22 protein-coding genes, 1 pseudogene and 3 riboswitches are annotated in these 19,738 nt (G+C 70.6%); of the genes and pseudogenes, 12 read left to right on the top strand and 11 right to left on the bottom strand.

What is annotated here, in order from left to right:
- The first annotated feature begins 26 nt into the window (after positions 1-26).
- Positions 27-171, top strand: a riboswitch (cobalamin riboswitch).
- Positions 172-217: 46 nt separating this feature from the next.
- The 6 genes from ACIBPB_RS32800 to ACIBPB_RS32775 all read left to right on the top strand — a co-directional run bounded on the left by ACIBPB_RS32800 (position 218) and on the right by ACIBPB_RS32775 (position 6,447).
- Positions 218-2,200, top strand: a complete 1,983-nt coding sequence (locus tag ACIBPB_RS32800; RefSeq protein WP_396843138.1) for a magnesium chelatase subunit D family protein — start codon at positions 218-220, stop codon at positions 2,198-2,200.
- Entirely contained in the window at positions 2,200-2,814 is a 615-nt protein-coding gene (gene cobO, locus ACIBPB_RS32795) for a cob(I)yrinic acid a,c-diamide adenosyltransferase (protein ID WP_030275079.1), read from the top strand. The genes ACIBPB_RS32800 and cobO overlap by 1 nt, the downstream gene beginning before the upstream one ends.
- The gene (locus ACIBPB_RS32790; RefSeq protein WP_030275080.1) at positions 2,808-4,169 is read left to right on the top strand and encodes a cobyrinate a,c-diamide synthase; all 1,362 of its coding nucleotides are present in this window, start codon (positions 2,808-2,810) and stop codon (positions 4,167-4,169) included. Before cobO ends, ACIBPB_RS32790 begins: the two co-directional genes overlap by 7 nt.
- A 13-nt stretch (positions 4,170-4,182) precedes the next feature.
- Entirely contained in the window at positions 4,183-5,205 is a 1,023-nt protein-coding gene (gene cobA / locus ACIBPB_RS32785; protein ID WP_396843137.1) for a uroporphyrinogen-III C-methyltransferase, read from the top strand.
- A gap of 23 nt (positions 5,206-5,228) precedes the next feature.
- Positions 5,229-5,290, top strand: a riboswitch (cobalamin riboswitch).
- Between the two features lie 53 nt (positions 5,291-5,343).
- Positions 5,344-5,553, top strand: coding sequence for a CbtB-domain containing protein (locus ACIBPB_RS32780; RefSeq protein WP_013476133.1), 210 nt, complete (start codon positions 5,344-5,346; stop codon positions 5,551-5,553).
- A 111-nt stretch (positions 5,554-5,664) separates the two neighbouring features.
- Complete coding sequence (locus ACIBPB_RS32775) at positions 5,665-6,447, top strand: CbtA family protein (protein WP_334466353.1); 783 nt, start codon at positions 5,665-5,667, stop codon at positions 6,445-6,447.
- 22 nt (positions 6,448-6,469) lie between these two features.
- On the opposite strand, the gene ACIBPB_RS32770 is transcribed toward ACIBPB_RS32775, so the two are convergent.
- Genes ACIBPB_RS32770 through ACIBPB_RS32755 form a run of 4 tightly spaced genes read right to left on the bottom strand, consistent with a single transcriptional unit; the run spans position 6,470 to position 9,526 of the window.
- Entirely contained in the window at positions 6,470-7,210 is a 741-nt protein-coding gene (locus tag ACIBPB_RS32770; RefSeq protein ID WP_181726784.1) for a cobalt-precorrin-6A reductase, read from the bottom strand.
- Positions 7,207-8,670: a cobyric acid synthase gene (locus ACIBPB_RS32765; RefSeq protein WP_396843145.1), complete on the bottom strand. Its 1,464-nt coding sequence runs from the start codon at positions 8,668-8,670 to the stop codon at positions 7,207-7,209. The genes ACIBPB_RS32770 and ACIBPB_RS32765 overlap by 4 nt, the downstream gene beginning before the upstream one ends.
- Positions 8,628-9,035 carry a hypothetical protein gene (locus ACIBPB_RS32760; protein WP_396843136.1) on the bottom strand — a complete coding sequence of 136 codons (408 nt, stop codon included), beginning with the start codon at positions 9,033-9,035 and terminating at the stop codon, positions 8,628-8,630. Before ACIBPB_RS32760 ends, ACIBPB_RS32765 begins: the two co-directional genes overlap by 43 nt.
- A complete protein-coding gene (locus ACIBPB_RS32755; RefSeq protein WP_396843144.1) occupies positions 9,032-9,526 on the bottom strand; it encodes a Fe-Mn family superoxide dismutase in 495 nt (164 codons plus the stop codon). The genes ACIBPB_RS32760 and ACIBPB_RS32755 overlap by 4 nt, the downstream gene beginning before the upstream one ends.
- Between ACIBPB_RS32755 and ACIBPB_RS32750 the strand changes: the two genes are divergently transcribed.
- Entirely contained in the window at positions 9,525-9,902 is a 378-nt protein-coding gene (locus tag ACIBPB_RS32750) for a hypothetical protein (RefSeq protein ID WP_396843135.1), read from the top strand. The two genes, ACIBPB_RS32755 and ACIBPB_RS32750, sit on opposite strands and share 2 nt — an antisense overlap.
- Here ACIBPB_RS32750 and ACIBPB_RS32745 read toward each other — a convergent pair.
- The 4 genes and pseudogenes from ACIBPB_RS32745 to ACIBPB_RS32730 all read right to left on the bottom strand — a co-directional run.
- Positions 9,877-10,635, bottom strand: a complete 759-nt coding sequence (locus ACIBPB_RS32745; RefSeq protein ID WP_334466369.1) for an ATP-binding cassette domain-containing protein — start codon at positions 10,633-10,635, stop codon at positions 9,877-9,879. The genes ACIBPB_RS32750 and ACIBPB_RS32745 overlap by 26 nt on opposite strands.
- On the bottom strand, positions 10,635-11,672 hold the full coding sequence (locus ACIBPB_RS32740; RefSeq protein WP_334466372.1) for an iron chelate uptake ABC transporter family permease subunit: 1,038 nt from the start codon (positions 11,670-11,672) through the stop codon (positions 10,635-10,637). The genes ACIBPB_RS32745 and ACIBPB_RS32740 overlap by 1 nt, the downstream gene beginning before the upstream one ends.
- Positions 11,673-11,698: 26 nt before the next feature.
- Complete coding sequence (locus ACIBPB_RS32735; protein ID WP_334466375.1) at positions 11,699-12,682, bottom strand: ABC transporter substrate-binding protein; 984 nt, start codon at positions 12,680-12,682, stop codon at positions 11,699-11,701.
- Positions 12,683-12,723: 41 nt separating this feature from the next.
- Positions 12,724-12,908, bottom strand: a riboswitch (cobalamin riboswitch).
- Positions 12,909-13,119: 211 nt separating this feature from the next.
- Positions 13,120-13,335 (bottom strand): annotated as a pseudogene (locus ACIBPB_RS32730) (PKD domain-containing protein); the annotation flags it as partial.
- 95 nt (positions 13,336-13,430) lie between these two features.
- Here ACIBPB_RS32730 and ACIBPB_RS32725 point away from each other — a divergent pair.
- Positions 13,431-13,781: a hypothetical protein gene (locus ACIBPB_RS32725; RefSeq protein ID WP_396843134.1), complete on the top strand. Its 351-nt coding sequence runs from the start codon at positions 13,431-13,433 to the stop codon at positions 13,779-13,781.
- Between the two features lie 57 nt (positions 13,782-13,838).
- Here the strand turns inward: ACIBPB_RS32725 and ACIBPB_RS32720 are convergent, their stop codons facing one another.
- From ACIBPB_RS32720 to ACIBPB_RS32710, 3 genes are all read right to left on the bottom strand, one after another.
- The gene (locus ACIBPB_RS32720; RefSeq protein ID WP_396843143.1) at positions 13,839-14,261 is read right to left on the bottom strand and encodes a FadR/GntR family transcriptional regulator; all 423 of its coding nucleotides are present in this window, start codon (positions 14,259-14,261) and stop codon (positions 13,839-13,841) included.
- 56 nt (positions 14,262-14,317) lie between these two features.
- Positions 14,318-14,851, bottom strand: coding sequence for a hypothetical protein (locus ACIBPB_RS32715; protein ID WP_350754516.1), 534 nt, complete (start codon positions 14,849-14,851; stop codon positions 14,318-14,320).
- 379 nt (positions 14,852-15,230) lie between these two features.
- Positions 15,231-15,464 carry a hypothetical protein gene (locus ACIBPB_RS32710; protein ID WP_396843133.1) on the bottom strand — a complete coding sequence of 78 codons (234 nt, stop codon included), beginning with the start codon at positions 15,462-15,464 and terminating at the stop codon, positions 15,231-15,233.
- A gap of 72 nt (positions 15,465-15,536) precedes the next feature.
- On the opposite strand from ACIBPB_RS32710, the gene ACIBPB_RS32705 reads away from it, so the two are divergent.
- From ACIBPB_RS32705 to ACIBPB_RS32690, 4 genes are all read left to right on the top strand, one after another.
- A protein-coding gene (locus ACIBPB_RS32705) for an IS3 family transposase (RefSeq protein ID WP_396843132.1) occupies positions 15,537-16,783 on the top strand; the annotation gives its coding sequence in 2 pieces (ribosomal slippage) (positions 15,537-15,819 and positions 15,819-16,783; 1,248 coding nt in all).
- 232 nt (positions 16,784-17,015) lie between these two features.
- Positions 17,016-17,282, top strand: a complete 267-nt coding sequence (locus ACIBPB_RS32700; protein WP_396843131.1) for a hypothetical protein — start codon at positions 17,016-17,018, stop codon at positions 17,280-17,282.
- A complete protein-coding gene (locus ACIBPB_RS32695) occupies positions 17,279-19,276 on the top strand; it encodes a recombinase family protein (RefSeq protein WP_396843130.1) in 1,998 nt (665 codons plus the stop codon). The genes ACIBPB_RS32700 and ACIBPB_RS32695 overlap by 4 nt, the downstream gene beginning before the upstream one ends.
- Positions 19,277-19,522: 246 nt before the next feature.
- Positions 19,523-19,738, top strand: a 216-nt coding sequence (locus ACIBPB_RS32690) for a hypothetical protein (protein WP_396843129.1), incomplete at its 3' end; no start/stop codon positions are given.

Below are 19,738 nucleotides of genomic sequence, written 5' to 3'. Positions count from 1 at the left end.
CTTGCCCCGGCCACCGGGGCGTCTATGGTGATGCACAGGTTCGAGGTGCCCCACGACCGTGGTCACGGGGAGAATCTGGGAAGCCGGTGAGAATCCGGCACAGGGCCCGCTGCGGTGATCCAGGCATTGACCTGGGAAGTCCGAAGACCGGCCTCGATCCGATCCACGGCGCATGCCGCGTCTTGGACCGCCATGGCAGATCGAGCGGGAGCCCTACATGCCAGCGCAGTACCCCTTTTGTGCCGTCGTCGGCGCCGACGACATGACTCTCGCCCTCACCCTGGTCGCGATCGATCCGCTCATCGGCGGTGTCCTGATCCGCGGGGAGAAGGGCACTGCCAAGACCACTACCGTGCGCGGCCTCGCCGAGGTGCTCCCGGCGGTACGGGTCTATGCGGGCGACCGGTTCTCCATCGACCCGGACGATCCCTCGGCGGTCTGCCCCGACGGGCCGTTCGACGTGTCCACGCCCGTCGTCGAACGGCCGGTACGCCTCGTCGAACTACCCGTCGGAGCCGGCGACGACCGGGTGACCGGATCGCTGAAGCTCGATGCCGCGCTGCGAGACGGCGTCGTCGCGTTCGAGCCTGGCCTGCTGGCCCGGGCCCATCGTGGCCTGCTGTACGTCGACGAGGTCAACCTGCTGCCGGACCACCTGGTCGACCTGCTGCTCGACGCCGCGGCGACCGGCCGGGTCAGCGTCGAACGCGACGGTGTCTCGGTCGAGCATGCCTCCCGGTTCGTGTTGATCGGCACGATGAACCCGGAGGAGGGCGAACTGCGCCCGCAGCTGCTCGACCGGTTCGGCCTGACGGTCGAGGTCGCCGCCCCGCGTGACCCCGTCCTGCGGGTGCAGGCGGTCCGCCGCCGGCTCGCATTCGACGCCGACCCGGAGGGCTTCGCCACACGCTGGGCCGGCGAGCAGGAAGCCCTGCGCACCCGGCTGGCCGCCGCCCGGCGCTCGCTGGCCGGTGTCGTGCTCGACGACGAGACGCTGACCAGGATCGCCGAGCTGTGCGCCGCGTTCGACGTGGACGGCCTGCGTGCGGACCTCGTCACCGCTCGCGCCGCCGCGGCGCACGCGGCCTGGCGGGGACGTACGCGAGTGACACTCGAGGACATCCGCATCGCCGCCCGTCTCGCGCTGCCGCACCGCCGCCGCCGCAACCCCTTCGACGAGCCCGGCCTGGACCAGGACCGCCTGGACGACCTACTCGGCCACAACGACCCCGACCCCGGACCCGACCGTCCCGGCGGCGGTCTGCCCGACGACACCGGGCACGACAGATCGGCCGGGGACGTGCCCGGCTCTCCCGGCGAGAGCCCGCCCGTACCGGAGCCCGAACGGCAGGCCGCCACATCGATGGCATCCGCGGGCGAGCCCGCACGTGCCCGCTTGCTGATCGTGAAAGGAACCGGCGACGGTCAGGCCGGCCGGCGGTCCCGGGCACGAACACCGCAGGGCCGTGTCGCCGGGCAGCGGCGGCGCACGTCCGGCGACGGCCGGCTGCACCTGCCGGGCACCATCACCGCGGCGGCGCCGCATCAGCATTCCCGGGGTGGCTTGACCGGCGGTCGCGGCCTCGCGCTCGTGCCCGGCGACCTGCGCCGGGCCGAGACCGTCGGGCGCGAGTCGAACCTCGTGCTGCTGTGCGTGGACGCATCCGGTTCGATGGCGGCCCGCCGCCGCATGGAGCAGGTCAAGACCGCTGTGCTGTCGCTGCTGCTGGACGCCTACCGCCGCCGGGACAAGGTCGCACTGGTGACGTTCCGCCGGCACACCGCCGAGGTCGTCCTGCCACCGACCGGCTCGGTCGACGTCGCCTCCCGCCGCCTGGCCGACCTACCGGCCGGTGGCCGGACCCCGCTCGCGGAGGGCCTGGAACGCAGTGGCGAGGTGCTGCGCCGGGAGGCGCTGCGCGACCCGTCCCGCCGGCCCCTGCTCGTCGTGGTGACCGACGGCCGCGCCACCTCCGGCCCGGACCCGCTGGGTCGTGCCCACCGCGCCGCCGCCGCGCTCGCCACCAGCGGTGTCCAGGTCGTCGTCGTGGACTGCGAGACCGGACGATTCCGGCTCGGCCTCGCCGCCCGGCTTGCCACTCATCTGAGGGCCGAGCACGTGCCGCTCGGTGAAGTGACCGCCGACGGGCTCACCGGGGTCGTTCGCACGGCGACCGCTCCGCGGGCGGGGGTGGCCTGATGCCGCAGGGTAAGCCGCTCACCGTCCCGGACGACGGCAGCACCACCCGCCAGCGGCGCAACCGGCCGCTGCTGATGGTCCACACCGGAAACGGCAAGGGCAAGTCGACCGCCGCCTTCGGCATGGCGATGCGCGCCTGGAACCAGGGCTGGGACATCGGGGTGTTCCAGTTCGTGAAGTCGGCCAAGTGGCGCATCGGGGAACAGACCGTCCTGGAGAGGCTCGGGCTGCTGCACGAGCAGACCGGCGAAGGCGGGCCAGTCGAGTGGCACAAAATGGGCTCCGGATGGTCCTGGAGCCGTAAGAGCGGCACCGAGGCGGACCACGCCGCGGACGCCGCCGAGGGCTGGGCGGAGGTGAAGCGCCGTATCCAGGCGGAACGGCACCAGCTCTATATCCTGGACGAGTTCACCTATCCGATGCAGTGGGGCTGGGTCGACGTCGGCGACGTCGTGGAGACACTGGTCCACCGTCCCGGCCGTCAGCACGTGATCGTCACCGGGCGCCGGGCCGACCCCCGGCTGATCGAGGCAGCCGATCTGGTGACCGAGATGCAGCACGTCAAGCACCCGATGGACGTCGGCCAGAAGGGCCAACGAGGCATCGAATGGTGAGCCTTCCGCGGCTGATCGTCGCGGCGCCGGCCTCCGGCCACGGCAAGACCACGGTCGCGACCGGGCTCATGGCCGCGCTGGCCGCGCGCAGGCACACCGTGTCGGGGCACAAGGTGGGGCCCGACTACATCGACCCCGGCTACCACGCGCTGGCCACCGGACGCCCCGGCCGCAACCTCGACCCGCACCTGACCGACCCCTCACTCGTGATCCCGCTGCTGCTGCACGGCGCACGCGACGCGGACATCGCCATCGTCGAAGGGGTCATGGGCCTGTTCGACGGCCGCATCGGCGGCGACGGTTTCGCCTCCACCGCGCACCTCGCGGCCCTGACCGCCACCCCGATCCTGCTGGTCGTGGACGTCTCGCACACCTCGCGCAGCGTCGGGGCCGTCGTGCACGGAATGGGCACGTTCGAGGCCGGCGTCACCGTCGCGGGTGTCGTGCTCAACAAGGCCGGGTCCGCCCGCCACGCCGCCGAGGCGGCCCGGGCGGTGGAATCCACCGGCGTACCGGTGCTCGGGATCCTGCACCGCGACCAGGGTGTCAGCGCCCCGTCGCGCCACCTCGGGCTCGTGCCGGCAGCCGAACGTGAGGAGGCCGCCGCCGCCCTGGACGTGCTGGCCGAGCAGATCGCCCGCCACGTGGACCTCGATGCGGTGCTGCAGGTGGCACGCACCGCACCCGATCTGGACGCCCAGCCATGGGACCCCGCCGCGCACGTCCGGCGGCCGGGCGCCGGATCACCGGTGGTTGCGGTCGCGGCCGGGCGTGCCTTCACCTTCCGGTACGCCGAGACGACCGAGCTGCTGCAGGCGGCGGGCTGCACCGTCGTCCCGTTCGACCCGGCCCGCGACCAGCGGCTTCCCGCCGGGACATGCGGGCTATACCTCGGTGGGGGGTTCCCCGAGGTACACGCGTCCACGCTGAGCGCCAACACGACGCTGCGCCACGAACTGCGCCAGGCCGTCCTCGACGGCGTCCCCACCGTCGCCGAGTGCGCCGGCCTGCTGTATCTGTGCCGCTCCGTCGACGGCCATCCCATGGTCGGGGCGCTCGACGCCGAAGCCGTCATGACGCCGCGCCTCACCCTCGCGTACCACCGTGCCGCACTCGGCTCGGACCAGCTGCTCGGCGAGCGGGGAACCGCTGCCACCGGCCACGAATTCCACCGCACCACCGTCACACCCGGTCACGGCGAGCACCCCGCCTGGCGCATCGAGGGCCGCAATGCCGGATTCGCCTCCCCCAGCCTCAGCGCGTCCTATCTGCACGTGCATTGGGCTGGGCAACCGCATCTGGCCCAGTCGTTCACCGAGGCCGTACACCGGACGGCTGTCTCCTCAGCACGTTAGGAATCACCGTCACATGCAGCTGAACCTCACCGGCCGTAGCGTGCTCGTCCTCGACGGGAGCGCACCCGCCGCCGTCACGGTCAGTGCGCTGCTGCACAAGCGTGCCCTGGTCACCGTCGCCGCGCCGGCCGTGTGCGCCGCGCTGGAGGACCTCGCCCTCCGCGGGCGCCTGACCTGGGTCACCACCCCGGTCGACGAGAGCCGGTTCGACGTCGTGCTGCGTACCGTCGCACCCTCGGAGGCCGGGGCACCGGCAGCGGTCCGAACGGCCGGACACGTCACGCTGGTCGGCGCCGGCCCGGGCGATCCAGGGCTGGTCACCGTCGCCGGACGCGCGGCCGTCAAGCAGGCCGACGTGATCCTCACCGACCGGCTCGCCCCGTGGGAGGCCCTGAAGTGGGCGCGCCCGGACGCCGAGATCATCGACGTCACCAAGATCCCGTACGGGCGGAGCACGAGCCAGGAACAGATCAACGCGCTGCTCGTCGAGCACGCCCGCGCCGGACGGCACGTTGTGCGGTTCAAGGGCGGCGACTCGTACGTCTTCGGCCGCGGCTTCGAGGAAGTCACCGCGTGCGCCGAAGCCGGCGTCCCCACCACCGTGATACCCGGCGTGACCTCCAGCATCGCGGCCCCGGAGCTGGCCGGCATCCCGGTCACCCACCGCGGACTCGTGCAAGGCTTCACCGTCATCTCCGGCCACGTACCGCCCGGCCATCCCGACTCGTCGATCGACTACGCCGCCCTCGCCCGCACCGGCACCACCCTCGTGGTGCTGATGGGCATGCGCAACCTCGCGGCCATCGCCGACGCGCTCGTCGCCGCCGGTCTCGACCGGAACACACCATGCGCCGTCGTCGCGGACGCCGCCTCGGCCGGCCAGCGGGTGCTGCGCAGTACCCTCGCCGACGTCGTCGCCGACACCGCCGAGGCCGGCATCGGCGCGCCCGCCGTAACGGTGATCGGCCACGTCGTCGCCCTCGGACCGGCCGCCGTGCAGGCAGTCGCGACAGCGTCGCGTTGCTCCGATACCTGATATGGTCGTGCCACCCTGCTGAAGGAAGCCGGTGTGAATCCGGCGCAGTCGCGCTACTGTGACGCCGCTCGTGGCGAAGCCAGACCCTCCAGCCAGGTCGACCACCCATCGACGGGACGCAGCATCCCAAGGAGTGTCATGCCTCAGGCGACCACGGCCATTCCGGCCGTTCTTCCCACCATCCCCGTTCGCGCGCTCGCCCCCTGGGCGCTGTTCTTCGCGCTGGTCACCGCCGTCGTCCTGTATTTCGTGGGCGCCGAGCAGGGAGCTTTCTCCGTCTTCGAGGGCACCTTCATCCACGAGCTGACGCACGACGCGCGGCACGTGCTGGGCTTCCCCTGCCACTGACACCACGCCACGCGGCAGTTCGCCCGGCCCGGCCGGAGTTTTCGTCTTTCCTCGTCACCGGCGCTGCGGGCGTTTCGTGCTGCCCGCGGCCGGCTCTCGAACGGACCCTTGATGACCCCTCGCACTTTTCTCGTTCACGGGCTGCTGGCCGGGCTCATCGCCGGTTTCGCGGCCTTCCTCGTCTCCTACGTCGTCGCCGAACCCCAGGTCGATGCAGCCATCGCCCTGGAGGAAGCCGGTGCCGCCGAGCACCCGCACGACAATGCCACCGCCGAGCAGTCTCACAGCCACGATGAGGAGGAGGCCGAAGTCTCGCGTGGCACCCAGTCCACCGGGGGCCTGGCACTGGGCACCATCCTGGTGGGCATCGTCCTCGGTGGAGCGACAGCGCTCGCTGCCGCCTTCGCCGCCGGGCGTCTGGGCTCCCTGTCCGCACGGGCCAGCACCGCGGTGGTCGCCGCCGTCGGTTTCGTCGCCACCGCCCTTGTGCCGTTCCTCAAGTACCCCGCCACACCACCGGCGGTCGGCTCCGGTGACACGATCAACGAGCGGACCGCGCTGTACTTCGGGTTCTGGGCACTGAGCCTGGCCGCCGCGATCGGCGCCGTGGTCCTGGCCCGGCGTCTGCTGCCCCAGCTTGGCGCATACTCGGCGGTGCTGGCCGGTGCCGGCGCCTATCTCGTGGTCGTCGTGGTCGCCGGGGCTCTGCTGCCGACGGTCAACGAGGTCGGCGGCTTCCCGGCCGACACACTCTGGTACTTCCGCATCTCGTCGATCACGACCCTGGCCGCGACTTGGGCGGTCCTGGGTGCAATGCTGACTGGTCTGGTCGGACGCGACGCGGACCGTGCCGCCGAGCGGCTGCGCCGCCAGGAGCTGGCGGCCACGCTCTGAACCTTCCCGGCTGAACCTCGCGTCAGGGTGCGGGCAACGCCCGCACCCACGCCAGGGCGGCGTCCACGTCACGGACCAGCGGCACACCGGCCGGCGGCCCGGCGCGGCGCACGATCACGACCGGCATCGCCCGCTCGGCGGCGACCGCCAGCTTGGCGACCGTGTGGTCACCGCCGGAGTCCTTGGTAACTAGAACGTCCGTGCCCGCCATCACCTCCCGCTCGTGCGCGAGGGTGTAGGGACCGCGGCTGCGCAGCAGCTTCCACGACACCGGCAGGACGATGTCGGGCTCGTCCACCACGCGAACCAGGCACGCGTGCCGGCGCAACGGTTCGACGAAGTGCGCCAGCGACTGCCGTCCGACGGTGAGGAACGGCCGGTCGCCCAGACCGGCCGCCACCCGGGCAGCTTCACTGTGGTCACCGGCCCAGTACCAGGCCGACGCCTCGGGGCGAGCGGCCCAGCCGGGCCGTTCCAAACGGAGCAGGGGAATCCCGGCGGCCGGGCACGCCGCCGCCGCGTTGGCGCTGATCTTCTCCGCGAACGGGTGCGTCGCGTCGACCACGGCACCCACCCGGGTCTCCGCCAGGTACGCCGCCAGTCCTGCGATCCCGCCGAAGCCACCGACGCGGACCTGCCCCACCGGCAGCCGGGGACGCGCGACCCGCCCCGCCAATGAGGTCACGACCACGGCACCGTCGTCGACGAGCGAGGCCGCCAGCGCGCGGGCCTCGCCCGTCCCACCGAGCACGAGAATCCTCACGCGTAGGGTCCGATCACCGGCGCCGCGGGAGCGCCCCGCTCGGCTAGGTTCAGCAGCGCATCGACGTCCAGGTGTTTCTCCGCCAGGTCGGCGAGCAGATCCAGCCGGGCCTGCCGGGCCGCGGCGAAACTGACGCCCGAGGGCGTGAATGTCCGGCCGCTCGCGGTCGCGGCGAGTCCGAGCACGGCGCTGCGCAGGGCGTCGGACTCCAGGCTGCCGTGCCACATCGTGCCCAGTACGTTGCCGTCCCGTGCGCCGCCCAGGAACTCGGTGGCTCCGGCCGCACGGGTGACGTGACCGTGATGAATCTCGTAACCCCACGCGGGCGCGCCCAGCGCTGCACCACTCGGCAGACGCAGCACCTTGCGTGCGGTGAATGTCGTCTCGACCGGCAGCAGGCCCAGGCCAGGTACGCTCGCCGGCCCGTCGGTCTCGACGCCCTCGGGATCGTGCACGTGCCGGCCGAGCATCTGGAACCCGCCACAGATTCCCAGCACCGTACGTCCCGCCTCGGCGTGCCGGACGATCGCCCGGTCCAGCCCGCGCGAGCGCAGCCAGGCGAAATCGGCGATGGTGGCCCGGGTTCCGGGCAGCACCACGAGGTCAGCGCCGGCCAGGTCGTGCGGGTCGGCAGTGAAGACGACGTCCACGCCCGGTTCCAGCCCCAGCGCGTCCACGTCGGTGAAGTTGCTGATCCGCGGCAGCCGTACGACAACCACCCGCAGGTCACGTGCAGCGTCACCGCGCCGGCCCTGCAGGTCGAGCGCGTCCTCGGAGTCCAGCCACACGTCAGATCGCCAGGGCAAAGTGCCTAGGACGGGGCGTCCCACAAGCTCCTCCAGCCGCCGCAGGCCCGGTGCGAGCAACGTCTCGTCACCGCGGAACTTGTTGATCACGAACCCGGCGACGAGGGCCTGATCGGCCGGTTCGAGCAGTGCCACCGTGCCGTACAGTGCCGCGAAGACACCACCACGGTCGATGTCGCCGACCACCAGCACCGGCATCCCCGCGTGCCGCGCCAGGCCCATGTTCACGTAGTCACCGGCCCGTAGGTTGATCTCCGCCGGGCTGCCGGCACCCTCGGCGACGACGAGGTCGTAGCGCGACGACAGATCGTCGTACGCGGCATACGCGGCCTCGGCCAGATGCGTCCGGCCGCCGATGAACTCGCGGCTGCTGATCTCACCCGCGGGCTCGCCCATGACCACGACGTGACTACGCCGGTCCCCGCCCGGCTTCAGCAGCACCGGATTCATGGCCGCCTCCGGCTCTGCGCCCGCCGCCAGCGCCTGCACCCACTGGGCACGGCCGATTTCCGCCCCACCCGCACACACCATCGAATTGTTCGACATGTTCTGTGCCTTGAACGGAGCGACCCGGACACCGCGCCGTGCGAACGCCCGGCACAACGCGGTCGTCACCAGGCTCTTGCCCGCGTCCGATGTCGTGCCCGCCACCATGAGCCGCCCGGTTCGGCGAGCCTGTCCTTCCACCGCCCCAGTATCGCCTGCTGTCCGTCCGCCGGACCGCCGGGCTCGGCGTGGGCGAGGTTCAGCCCGGGCTGGTGTCCGACGCTGCCCACCACTTCGGCCATCAGCAACGTGACCTCCTGGACGAGTTCGTCCATGCTCTGCCCTGTCTGTGACCGGACCAGGGTCAAGGGCGAGTTCGGCGAGCAGCATGAAACCCGAGTGCGCACGGTCTCGTCGCCGATTGCGCCCAGCAGTTCCTCGGCGCCGGCGAAGTCACCGCGGTGTTTGGCCGCGATGACTCCCGCCGCCTGCTGCGCCGCGAGGAACGCCGGCCCGGGGCCGGCCTCGGTCACGGTGCCAGGATGATCGGGTTGCCGACGGCGCGGGGCGCGTCGAACCGCCGGGTCACGTCCGACCAGTTGACCAGGTTCCACAGCCGGTCGACGTAGTCCGGGCCCACGTTCTTGTACTGCAGGTAGTAAGCATGCTCCCAGGCGTCGAAGACAAGGATCGGCGTGGAACCCTGGCCGACGTTGCCGTGGTGGTCGTAGGCCTGCTCGACGATCAGGCGCTGCGACAGCGGCTCCCACGCCAGCACGCCCCAACCGGAGCCCTGCACCCCCTTGGTCGCGGTGGACAGCTGCGCGCTGAAGGCATCGAACGAGCCGAAGTGCTCGACGATCGCCGCTTCTAAGTCGCCGGCCGGTGAGGGCTGCGGCGACGTCGTTGGCGCCGTAGGCGGTGCAGCGTGGCCCGCGGCAGACCAGCACGTGCCGCCGGTGCCGGGTGATCTGCGACCAGGCCGGGCTGCGGAACGGCCCCGACGAGCCGCCGAGCGCGGCATGGCCACCGGTGACGGCCTCGATCACCGCATCGATCAGGGCGGGCTGTGCGGCGAGCGGTGCGGTGACGGCGATCGGCACAACCCGGCCGCTGGTCTGCCGCCGGTGTGCGACGGCCCGCCGGATCCAGGTGTCGAGGTAGCGGTCGGGCGGCACGTGGCACGGCACCAGCACGACCTCGGCGTCGTCGGTGGCCGCGTCGAGCGCCGCGTGCAGCAACGGTTGCGCGCCGTCGAGGAAACACCTGTGCACGGGTACGCCCAGACGCGCGGCCACCTGCTCGGCGAGCTGGTGGATCGTGTCGTGGCCAGCGTGGTGGGTGACCGACCGGGCACCGGCAGCACGTGCCGGGTCATGACGGCGGCCGGAACTCAATGACGGTCCGCCCGTCGTGAACCCGCACGTCTGCGTCGACGCCGTACACGTCGGCGAGCAGCACCGGGGTGAGCACCCGTGCGGGTGGTCCCGCGGCGACGACCCGGCCGTGGTGCAGCACGACGACGGTGTCGCAGAACATGACGGCCAGGTTGAGGTCGTGCAGCGCGGCGAGGGCGGTGACCTGCGATCGGCGGACCAAGTGCAGCAGCTGAAGCTGGTGGCCGATGTCGAGGTGGTTGGTGGGTTCGTCGAGCAGCAGCAGTTCCGGCTCCTGGGCCAGCGCGCGGGCGAGCTGGACGCGCTGGCGTTCCCCACCGGACAGGGTCTGCCACTTACGGTCGGCGAACCCGGCCAGGTCGACCCGGCCCAGTGCCTCGACCGCGGCGGCATGGTCGCTGCCGGTGTCGGACCAGCGGGTCCGGCGGTGCGGGATACGGCCGAGCAGGACCACGTCGCGGACGGTCAGGTCGAGGTCGGTCTCGGCGTGCTGGGCCAGCAACGCGATGCGCCGGGCCAGGGCAAGGCGCCGCAGCCGAGCCACGTCGTCGCCTGCGAGTGTGATGTTGCCGGTATCCGGGCGCACCAGGGCGGCGACGGCCCGCAGCAGGGTGGTCTTGCCGGATCCGTTCGGGCCGAGCAGCCCGACCAGGCTGCCCGCCGGTACGGTGCCGGTGACGTGGTCGAGGATGCGGGCGGCGGGCACCGCCCACGAGACGTCGGAGATCTGGAGCATCAGCCGCGTACCTCCCGGCGGCGCAGGATCAGGAAGAACGCCGGCACCCCGACCAGTGCCGTCAGCACCCCGACCGGCAGCTCACGCGGTTCGAAGACGGTGCGGGCGGCGGTGTCGACCCAGATCAGGAAGATGGCGCCGGCGAGCACGGCGACCGGTAGCAGCCGCCGGTGGTCCGGTCCGGTGATCAGGCGGGCGGCGTGCGGGAGGATCAGCCCGACGAACCCGATCGCGCCGCTGACCGCGACCAGCACGGCGGTCAGCAGGGCGGTGCCGACCAGCAGCAGCCACCGCAGCCGGTTCACCTCGACGCCGAGGCTCGCGGCGGCCTCCTCACCGAAGGCGAAGGCGTTGAGGGTACGGGCGTGCCAGCCGACCACTGCCAGCACCACGAGCAGCACCGGTACCGCCCAGCCCAGGGCCGTCCAGTCGGCGCGGGCCATCGACCCGGACAGCCAGAACGTGATGCTCTGCGTGGCGTGCGGGTCGGCCACCCAGATGATCACGAAAGAGGTCAGTGCCGCGCACAGTTGTCCCACCGCGACCCCGGTCAGCACCACGCGCGTCGGCGACAATGCCTCGAACCTCCCGGCCAGGCCCACGACCAGCAGGAACGCGACAAGGGCGCCGAAGAAGGCGCCGCCGGTCAGCGCGGCTACACCACTACCGATGCCGGCCACGACCACCAGGACCGCGCCCAGCGACGCCCCTGAGGAGACCCCGAGCAGGTACGGGTCCGCCAGGGGATTGCGGGTGACGGTCTGCATGACCGCACCGGCCGCGGCCAGGCCCGCCCCCACCGTGGCGGCGCCGAGAACCCGGGGCAAACGTAGGTCCCAGACGATGTGGTCGCGCAGCAGCGGCACGTCCGAGTTCGCGAGTCCCAGGTGGCCGGCGACGACCGTCCACACCGTCCCGACAGTCAGGTCGGCCGGGCCGATGGTGACCGCGACGGCCACCGACAGCACCAGACCGGCGACCAGAGCCAGCACGAGCGCGGCCAGGCCGACCGCCCGCACCGGGCGGTGGGTGCGCACCGGGGCGGGCCGGGTGGTGACGGCGGTCAGCTCGGGGCCCCGGACGGCAGCGCGGCGATGCCCTGGGCGAGGGCTTCGACGCCGAGGACGTTGCGGACACCGGCCGTGGTTGACGAAAACGGGATCACCACGTACCACTGCTGTTTGACCGCGGGCAGGTCCTTGAGGGTGCGGTGCCCGGCGAGGAAGGTCTTCTTTTGCGCGGCGGGATCCCAGCTCGCGTCGACGAGCACGATGACCTCGGGGTTGCGGTCGGTGACGGTCTCCCAGCTTGTGTCGCCCCAGCTGCCGGTGAGGTCGGCGAAGGCGTTGGTGACCCCGGCCGCCGACATGATCATGTTGGGGGCGCCGCAGCAGGCGCCGACGCTCGGGGCGTCACTGCCGCCGTCCCACCACAAGACCTTGACGTTGCGGGCGGTGCCTGCGGCCGTGGCGATGCGGCCCTCGTGGTCGGCGATCAGCTTCTCGCCGCGGTCGCTCACCCCGAAGATCGCCGCGAGCTCGCGGATCTCGGTGAACACGTCGCCGATGGCGAGCTTCGCCGGCCGGGTCTGCGCCGGGCACCCGGCAGGGGAGACGTAGCTGCCGACGCCGAGTTTCTGCCAGTCGGCGCGGTCACCGACCCCCTCGTCACCGAACGCGCTGTTGTACGACGCGTACACGAAATCGGGTTCGGCCTCGAGCAGCTTCTCCTTGGTCGGGTACTCCTTGGCCAGCACCGGGATCTTCGCGTAGGCGTCCGCGTAGGCGGGCAGGATCGCGTCGTCGAGGTAGGCCGTGCCGATCATCCGATCTTGCAGGCCCAGGGCCAGCATGATCTCCGTGGCGGCCTGGTTCATTGTGACGACCCGCATCGGTGGCGCCGTGATGGTCACCGGGGTGCCGCAGTTGGTCACCGCGACCGGTCCAGCGGACACCGCCGGTGGTGCGGCAGCAGGCTTGGCATCGGCGCCGCAGCCGGTGAGCAGCACAGTGGACAGCAACAACGGCGCGGCAACGCGCCAGGGCATGGGGAACCGCACAGCGGGACCGCCTTCCAACACCTCGTGGACGGGGACGAACGTGCCGTGGCCGGTCTCCTGGCTGACGGGACAAGCAACCGCCGGCCGGCCTTCCCAGGCATCTCTGCCCAGTGACCTCGCGAAACGACGAGGGCCGGCGGTCTCCCGATCACAGTGGCGAGGGCCGCGCCGGCATCACACCGGCTTCCCGAACACCACGGCGTCCCCACCATAACGGCCCGCGCTCGCCGCGGATCCGTCCGGGCGCCCGCTGTGGGAAATCCGACGCGCCGGACCGGCCTCGGCGTGGCTGTCGGCCCGCAACCCATCCGGCTCCTTTCTCGTGCGCGGTGGCTGGGCGGCGATGCCCACGCGCCGGCCGGGGTGGCGGTGGAGCCGTCAATGTTCGCGCTTCCGGCGTCGGGGTCGTAGACCACGGTCATGCTGCCGGACGTGTCGGTGGCGGCATCGTCATCGCGGACGATGACGCCGATGGTGTACATGCCGGCGTCGGTGAAGGTGTGCGTGGCTTGGCAGACGTTGTTGGTGGCAGTCAGTGAGTCTGTACGGCCGTCGTCCCAGACGACGGTGCAGGTGTGGGTGTCGTTGGTGCCGGGATCGTTGAACGGGACCTTCAGCTCGAACCCCGTACGGGCCCCGATGTACTGGCCATTGGGTGGGCGCGACGGCCGCGGCGGCCGCGCGCAGCGGGCTCGGCGCGGGGGTCTCCCGCAGCGGCGGAGCGACGTTGCTCAGCGTGACCGTCGCGCTGTCGCTGACCGCTCCGTTGACGCCGTCGTCGGCGGTAAGCGTGACGGTGAAGGTGCCGTCGTCGGTGCAGCTGATCGTCGTGACCGGCGCGCCGGCGTCCTCGAAGGTGCAGGTAGCGCCCGCGTCCACGTCGGAACCGACGGTGTATGACCACCGGGTGCTCGGGGCGCCGCCGTCGTCGCGGGCGGAGCCGTTCAAGCCGACCGGGCTGCCCTCGTTGCCGCGGCGGTCGGGACCGGCGCTGACCAGGAATGCGTTCGCCGCGAATACAATGCACGGCCGTCTATTGACGGCGGACCGGGTTCCACGCCGTTGCCCCGGGGTGGGACGCCGCTGACGGCCCGCCGCAGCACGTCCGCGCTCCACCAGGCCAGCGGGGTGGGCGAGCGACGGATCAGATCAATCGCACGGGCTCGGCGGTCTGCTCCCAGAGGGAGCGCATCTCCTCGAACGCCTGCTCCATGAGCTGCACCATGGCCAGCCGGGCGCGCTCGCCCTCGTGCCGCTGGATCGCCTGGGCCACCTCGGCATGCAGGCGCAGTGCCTCCTCGTGCGGATGGTGCGGCATGAGGTGGTGCTTGTGCCGGCCGGTCAGCACCTCGACGACCAGGTCCTGCAGCCGGACGAACATCTCGTTGCCGGCGGCGAGCAGCACCCGGCGGTGGAACTCGATGTCCAGGCGCAGGAAGCGCTCCTCGTCGCCGGCCTTGCCGGCGGCCCACATCTTCGCCGCCAGGCCGACGAGGTCGCTGGCCTCGTCGTGACCGGCCCGGTCGGCGGCCAGCAGGGCGGCGTGCGGCTCGATGGCGGTGCGCAGCTCGGTGATGGAGCGAAGCCCTTACCCGCCTGGATGAGAACTTCGCTCTTGTGCGGTTACTCGGTGTTCAGGGTGACGATGACGCCCTGGTTCGCGCACGCGGTCTGCAGGCCCGACATGTGCGTCGTCATTGGGCCCATGAACGCCAGCGCGCCCATCTCCTGCCCATTCGGGATCTGCGACATCTGCCAGGCGAGGTCCATCAGCGCGGTGCCGTGCTCGCGGATGTCGTCGTGGCGGGAGTCCTCGAACACCCTGCGGGCCTGTCGGTATTCGGCTTCGGTGAGCTTGTCATCGCCGCTTCCCTTAGCGCTGCCGTCGGCCTTCTTCCCCTCGCGCATGGCCTTGCAGGCGGCGACGCCGGTGTCCTCGCGGATGAACCGGTCGTACAGGCCGTAGCCGCCGACGGCGAGCAAGAGCACAGCGAGGGCCGCGGCGGCGGCGACGATCAGCGGCTTGCGGCTGGGCGCGGCCGGCGGTGCCGACGGCGTCATCCCAGCGGCGGTCGGCGGCCACTCGGCCGGCTGGTGCTGGACGGGCGGCTGGCCGTAGACGTCGTGCGGCTGCTGCGCCTGGTACGGGTTGGTCAAGACTGTCTCCCCACGTGACGTGTCGTGTCGATGATGGTTGGGATGCGGCTGCCGCCCTGCCCGTTGTCGGGTAGGTGACCGTGGGTGTGGCCGGTCAGCTGGTGCGGGTCGGTCGGAACGTGCCGCCGGTGGCGGCCACATCGCCGGGCTTGTGGCGCCGCTTGTCGAACACGTACGGCTCGAGGAGGATCCAGCCGTCGGCGCTGAGCTGCGCGAACCAGGCTTGAGGCGAAGTCTCAGGTGCTCTCCGCAGCGGTGCTAGTGCCCGCGAATGCGCGGCACCATTCCCCGCTCAACCAGTGCTCGCTCATGTCCAGTGCTGGGGCGAGATGGTGTGGCCCCTATCGGCTGGACACCTATGCGCACCTCAGCAGCCTGATCAAGCGACCGGTCGCAGATGCCGCAGCGTGCTGTTGGGGCGGTCGGGTTGGGTTGTCTCCCAGCGTCGCTGCAGCGCGCCAACAAGATTGGTGATCATGGGTTCGGTGACGTGGCTGTAGATGCCTCTGACGCCGGCGAGGCGGTGGCCGAGCCGTCGGGCCTGGGCGATCTCGGGGATGCCGTCTTCGATGAGCCAGGTCTTATGGGTGTGGCGTAGGTCGTGGAAGTGCATGCCGGGCAGGATCGGCGGGATTGAACCGCCCCGGATCTTGTAGAGACTTCCCCGCTTGGGAAGGATCGAGAGATGGCAGGAACGAAGCCGTATCCGCAGGAGTTGCGTGAGCGTGCGGTGCGGATGGTCGCGGAGGTGCGGCCGAACTACGAGTCGGACTGGGCGGCGATCACGGCGGTGGCGGCCCGGTTGGGGATCGGCACGGCCGAGACGTTGCGTAAGTGGGTCCGTCAGGCGCAGGTCGATGACGGCCGGCGGCCGGGGGTGACGTCGGAGGAGTCGGCGGAGTTGAAGCGGCTGCGGCGGGAGAACGCCGAGTTGCGGCGGGCGAATGAGATCTTGAAGGCCGCGTCGGCTTTATTCGCGGCCGAGCTCGACCGGCCTATGACACGCTCGTGAGCTTCGTTGACGAGCATCGGCACCGCTTCGGCGGGGTCGAGCCGATCTGTCGCGTGCTGCGCCGGCACGGGCTGCAGATCACCCCGAGCGGTTACTGGGCGGCCAAGAAGCGTCCGCCGTCGAAGCGGCAGGTGCGTGATGCGCAGCTGACAGCACTCATGCGGGAGATCCATGTGGCGAACTACGGTGTCTACGGAGCTCGCAAGGTCTGGCATGAGCTGCGCCGCCGTGGGCATCCGACGGCCCGGTGCACGGTCGAGCGGTTGATGCGTGACGCCGGCCTGACCGGCGTGGTGCGGGGCAAGAAGATCCGCACCACCACCGCCGATCCGGGGCATGAACGGGCCGCTGACCTGCTGAACCGGGACTTCACCGCCGCCCGGCCGAACCGGTGCTGGGTAGCGGACTTCACCCACGTCGCCGCCTGGTCCGGCGTGGTCTACGTCGCGTTCGTCGTTGACGTCTACTCCAGGGCGATCGTGGGTTGGTCCGCGGCGACGAACAAGCGCACTTCGCTGGTTCTGGCCGCCCTGGACATGGGGCTGTGGCGCCGTGACCGCGCCGGCCAGCCGGTCGGGGCGGGCCTGGTGCATCACAGCGAGGCGGGCAGTCAGTACACGTCGTTCCGGTTCACCACCCACCTGCTCGACGCCGGTATCGATGCCTCGATCGGTAGCGTCGGTGACGCCCTGGACAACGCGTTGATGGAGTCCACCATCGGCCTCTACAAGACCGAGCTGATCAAACCCCGGGGCCCATGGCGCAGCCTCGCCCAGGTCGAACTGGCCACCGCCGAGTGGGTCGACTGGTACAACAACCAGCGTCTGCACTCCGCCATCGGGCACGTCCCACCGACCGAATACGAATCGATGTTCTACGCTCAACCCCAGCCCTGCGAGGTGGTTGGAGCCAACAGCTGAGGTCTCCACAGAACCCGGGGCGGTTCACTCCCATGACAACCCACCCATCTGCCACGGCCCGAGTCACCAGCGCTACGAGCTACAGCGCCACGATCCCGCCCATCCTTGCGGTCGATGCTGACCTCGACCTCCGGTCCGCCCCCTCTCACCGCGAGCTGACGGAGGCCAAGGAGCGGTCGGCGCACGCCCACCGCAGCGTGTGCCGGCCGGGGCGACCGCCGGACGGAGGCGCATGACGCTGCCGCCCGACCACCAGTCTGAACATCACCAAGAGCCGGATTCGGCCGCGCCGGCCGACGAGGGACTTGACCAGCTGAGCGAAGACGGTCGTTCATGGACGGTCGAGACCATCGACAGCAGCGCACCGCCCAGCGTCGCCAGCGTGGTAGTACCCGAGCAGCCACCCGAGTTGAACCCCGGCGCCGCTGCCGCTCTGCTGAAGCTCCTCAGACACGCGAACGACCGCCGCACCGACAACTCGAACCAGGAGAACCGATGAACGCCCCTCCACCGAAACCCTTCGCCTTTTACGGCCGGGTGTCGACCGAGGACAACCAAGACCCCGAATCGTCCCGAAGCTGGCAACTCACCCGAGCAACCACACTCATCCAGCCTCACAGTGGACGCATCGTCACGGAGTACTTCGACGTCGGCCAGAGCCGCTCCCTCCCCTGGCAGCGGCGAGTCCAGGCGAGCCTTCTTCTCGCGGCGCTGCGCGACCCTCGGCGCGGTTTCTCTGCCGTCGTGGTCGGTGAACCTCACCGCGCCTTCTACGGCAACCAGTTCGGTCTCACGGTGCCGCTGTTCGCGCATTACGGCGTCGAACTGTGGGTGCCCGAGATCGGCGGCCCGATCGACCCCGACAATGAGGCCCATGAGCTGGTCATGTCCGTCTTCGGCGGCATGAGCAAAGGCGAACGCAACCGCATCAAGCTGCGCGTCCGCACTGCCATGGCCGCCCAGACCCTGCTCGAGGGCCGCTACCTCGGCGGTCGACCGCCCTATGGCTACACACTGCGCGACCTCGGACCCCACCCCAACCCCGCCAAGGCCGCCGACGGCAAACACCTCAAGGGCCTCATCCCCGACGAGCAGACCGCCCCGATCGTCCGGCGGATCTTCGCCGAGTTCCTCTCCGGTATCGGCCTGTTCGCCATCGCCGAGGGACTCACCGCCAATCACGTCCCCTGCCCGTCAGCGCACGACCGCGCCCGCAACCGCCACCGCAGCGGAATCGCCTGGTCCAAGAGCGCGGTCCGTGTCATCCTCACCAACCCCCGCTACACCGGCCGGCAGGTCTGGAACAAGCAACGCACCGACGAGGTGCTGCTTGACGTCGACGACGTGGCCATGGGCCACACCGGCGTCATGCGCTGGAACCCCCGCGACAAGTGGGTGGTCTCCAAGGACATCACCCACGAACCACTCATCGACGACGCGACCTTCGAAGAGGCCCAAGCCATCCTGCACCGGCGGGGCCGGGGAACCGGTGGACAACACGTCCGGCAGCGCACCCGCAACCCGTACGTCTTCCGGGGCCTCATCTACTGCGCCGCCTGCGACCGGCGCATGCAGGGCCAGTACAACCACGGCGACGCCTACTACCGCTGCCGCTTCCCCCAGGAGTACGCCCTCGCCAACCAGGTTCCCCACCCCCGCAACGTGTACCTGCGCGAGGACGCGCTCACCGACCCGCTCGACTCCTGGCTGGCCTCCGCCTTCGCGCCCCACCGCATCGCGCAGACGATCACCGCGATGGCAGACGCCCAACCCCTGAACCATCCGCCTACAACGGGCACCGCAGCCCAAGCGATCATCGCCGAGTGCGACGCCAAGCTTGAGCGCTACCGCGCCGCCCTCGATGCCGGCGCCGACCCAGCAGTGGTCACCGGCTGGATCGCCCAAACCCAGGCCGAACGCACCCGCGCGGAAGCCGAACTTCGGGCCATCGCGGGAGCCACCCCGCGCCGGCTGAGCCGAGCAGAGATCACGGCCCTGGTGAACGCGCTCGGCGACATCACCACCGTGCTCCGCGACGCCGACCCCGCCGACAAACCCGAGGTCTACCGGCAACTCGGACTCCGGCTGAACTACCAGCCGGAAACGCAAACGGTGCGCGCTGAAGTAGATCTCAACGCGCACCGTGGGGTAATGGTTCGTGTCCGAGGGGGGATTCGGACCCAAATTCGCGGCACCCATGCTCAGCATGGGTGCTCATGCCGAAAGTCTATAGCAGTGAACTCGTCGCCGAGATGCGCACGTCTGGGTTTCCTCATATTGTTCGGGAGCAGGCTGGCCCCCGAGAGCGACCGGCCGAACTCGGCATGCCGGCCGACGCCACGGCCGGCATGGTCACCTACGTCTAATGGCAGATGTCGTCTCTGCTGCGGCGTCGATCAGCACCACCCCAGTGAGGCCACTCCACGGATCCAGCACCTGGACGTCGCCTTGAAAGAAGGCTGCCACCTGGGCGGGCGGTTGTGTTGCCGGTGACAGAATAACTGGGAGTTCTTCAGCCTCGTCAGTCTCAGGTCGGATCGCCACTTCAGCTTTCACCATGCGTTCAACTACGCGGCGGACTCCGATGGTCACGCTCGCGCCGGCCTGGCAGACCAGGTGATACCAGGGCATGCCGTTGCATAACATGGTGTCGGCATCGCGCTGATTCGACGCCGTCAAGCGGAGCGCGGTCTCGGCGAACACGATTGTGCAACCCCATTGAGCAAGGTCAGCGGGTCCGTGCGGGCACGGACCCGGACCGGCAAGTTGAGGCCTGCTGGGCTGCCAGTCGCTGTAGATGCAGTACAGGCCGAGGATGTTGTCAGTTCGGCATCGATTGACGAAAACCTCGATCTGCTTCTCAAAGGAAGCCGTGGTCGCCGCCCGTTGATCGAGGGCTATCTGCGCCGTTACCGGATTCGCCCGTTTGGCCTGGACCCGGAACCCTGCGTACCC

Source organism: Micromonospora sp. NPDC049836 (assembly GCF_044465125.1).
In the GTDB taxonomy this organism is placed as follows: domain Bacteria; phylum Actinomycetota; class Actinomycetes; order Mycobacteriales; family Micromonosporaceae; genus Micromonospora.
This window is presented reverse-complemented; position numbering and strand designations above follow the sequence as displayed.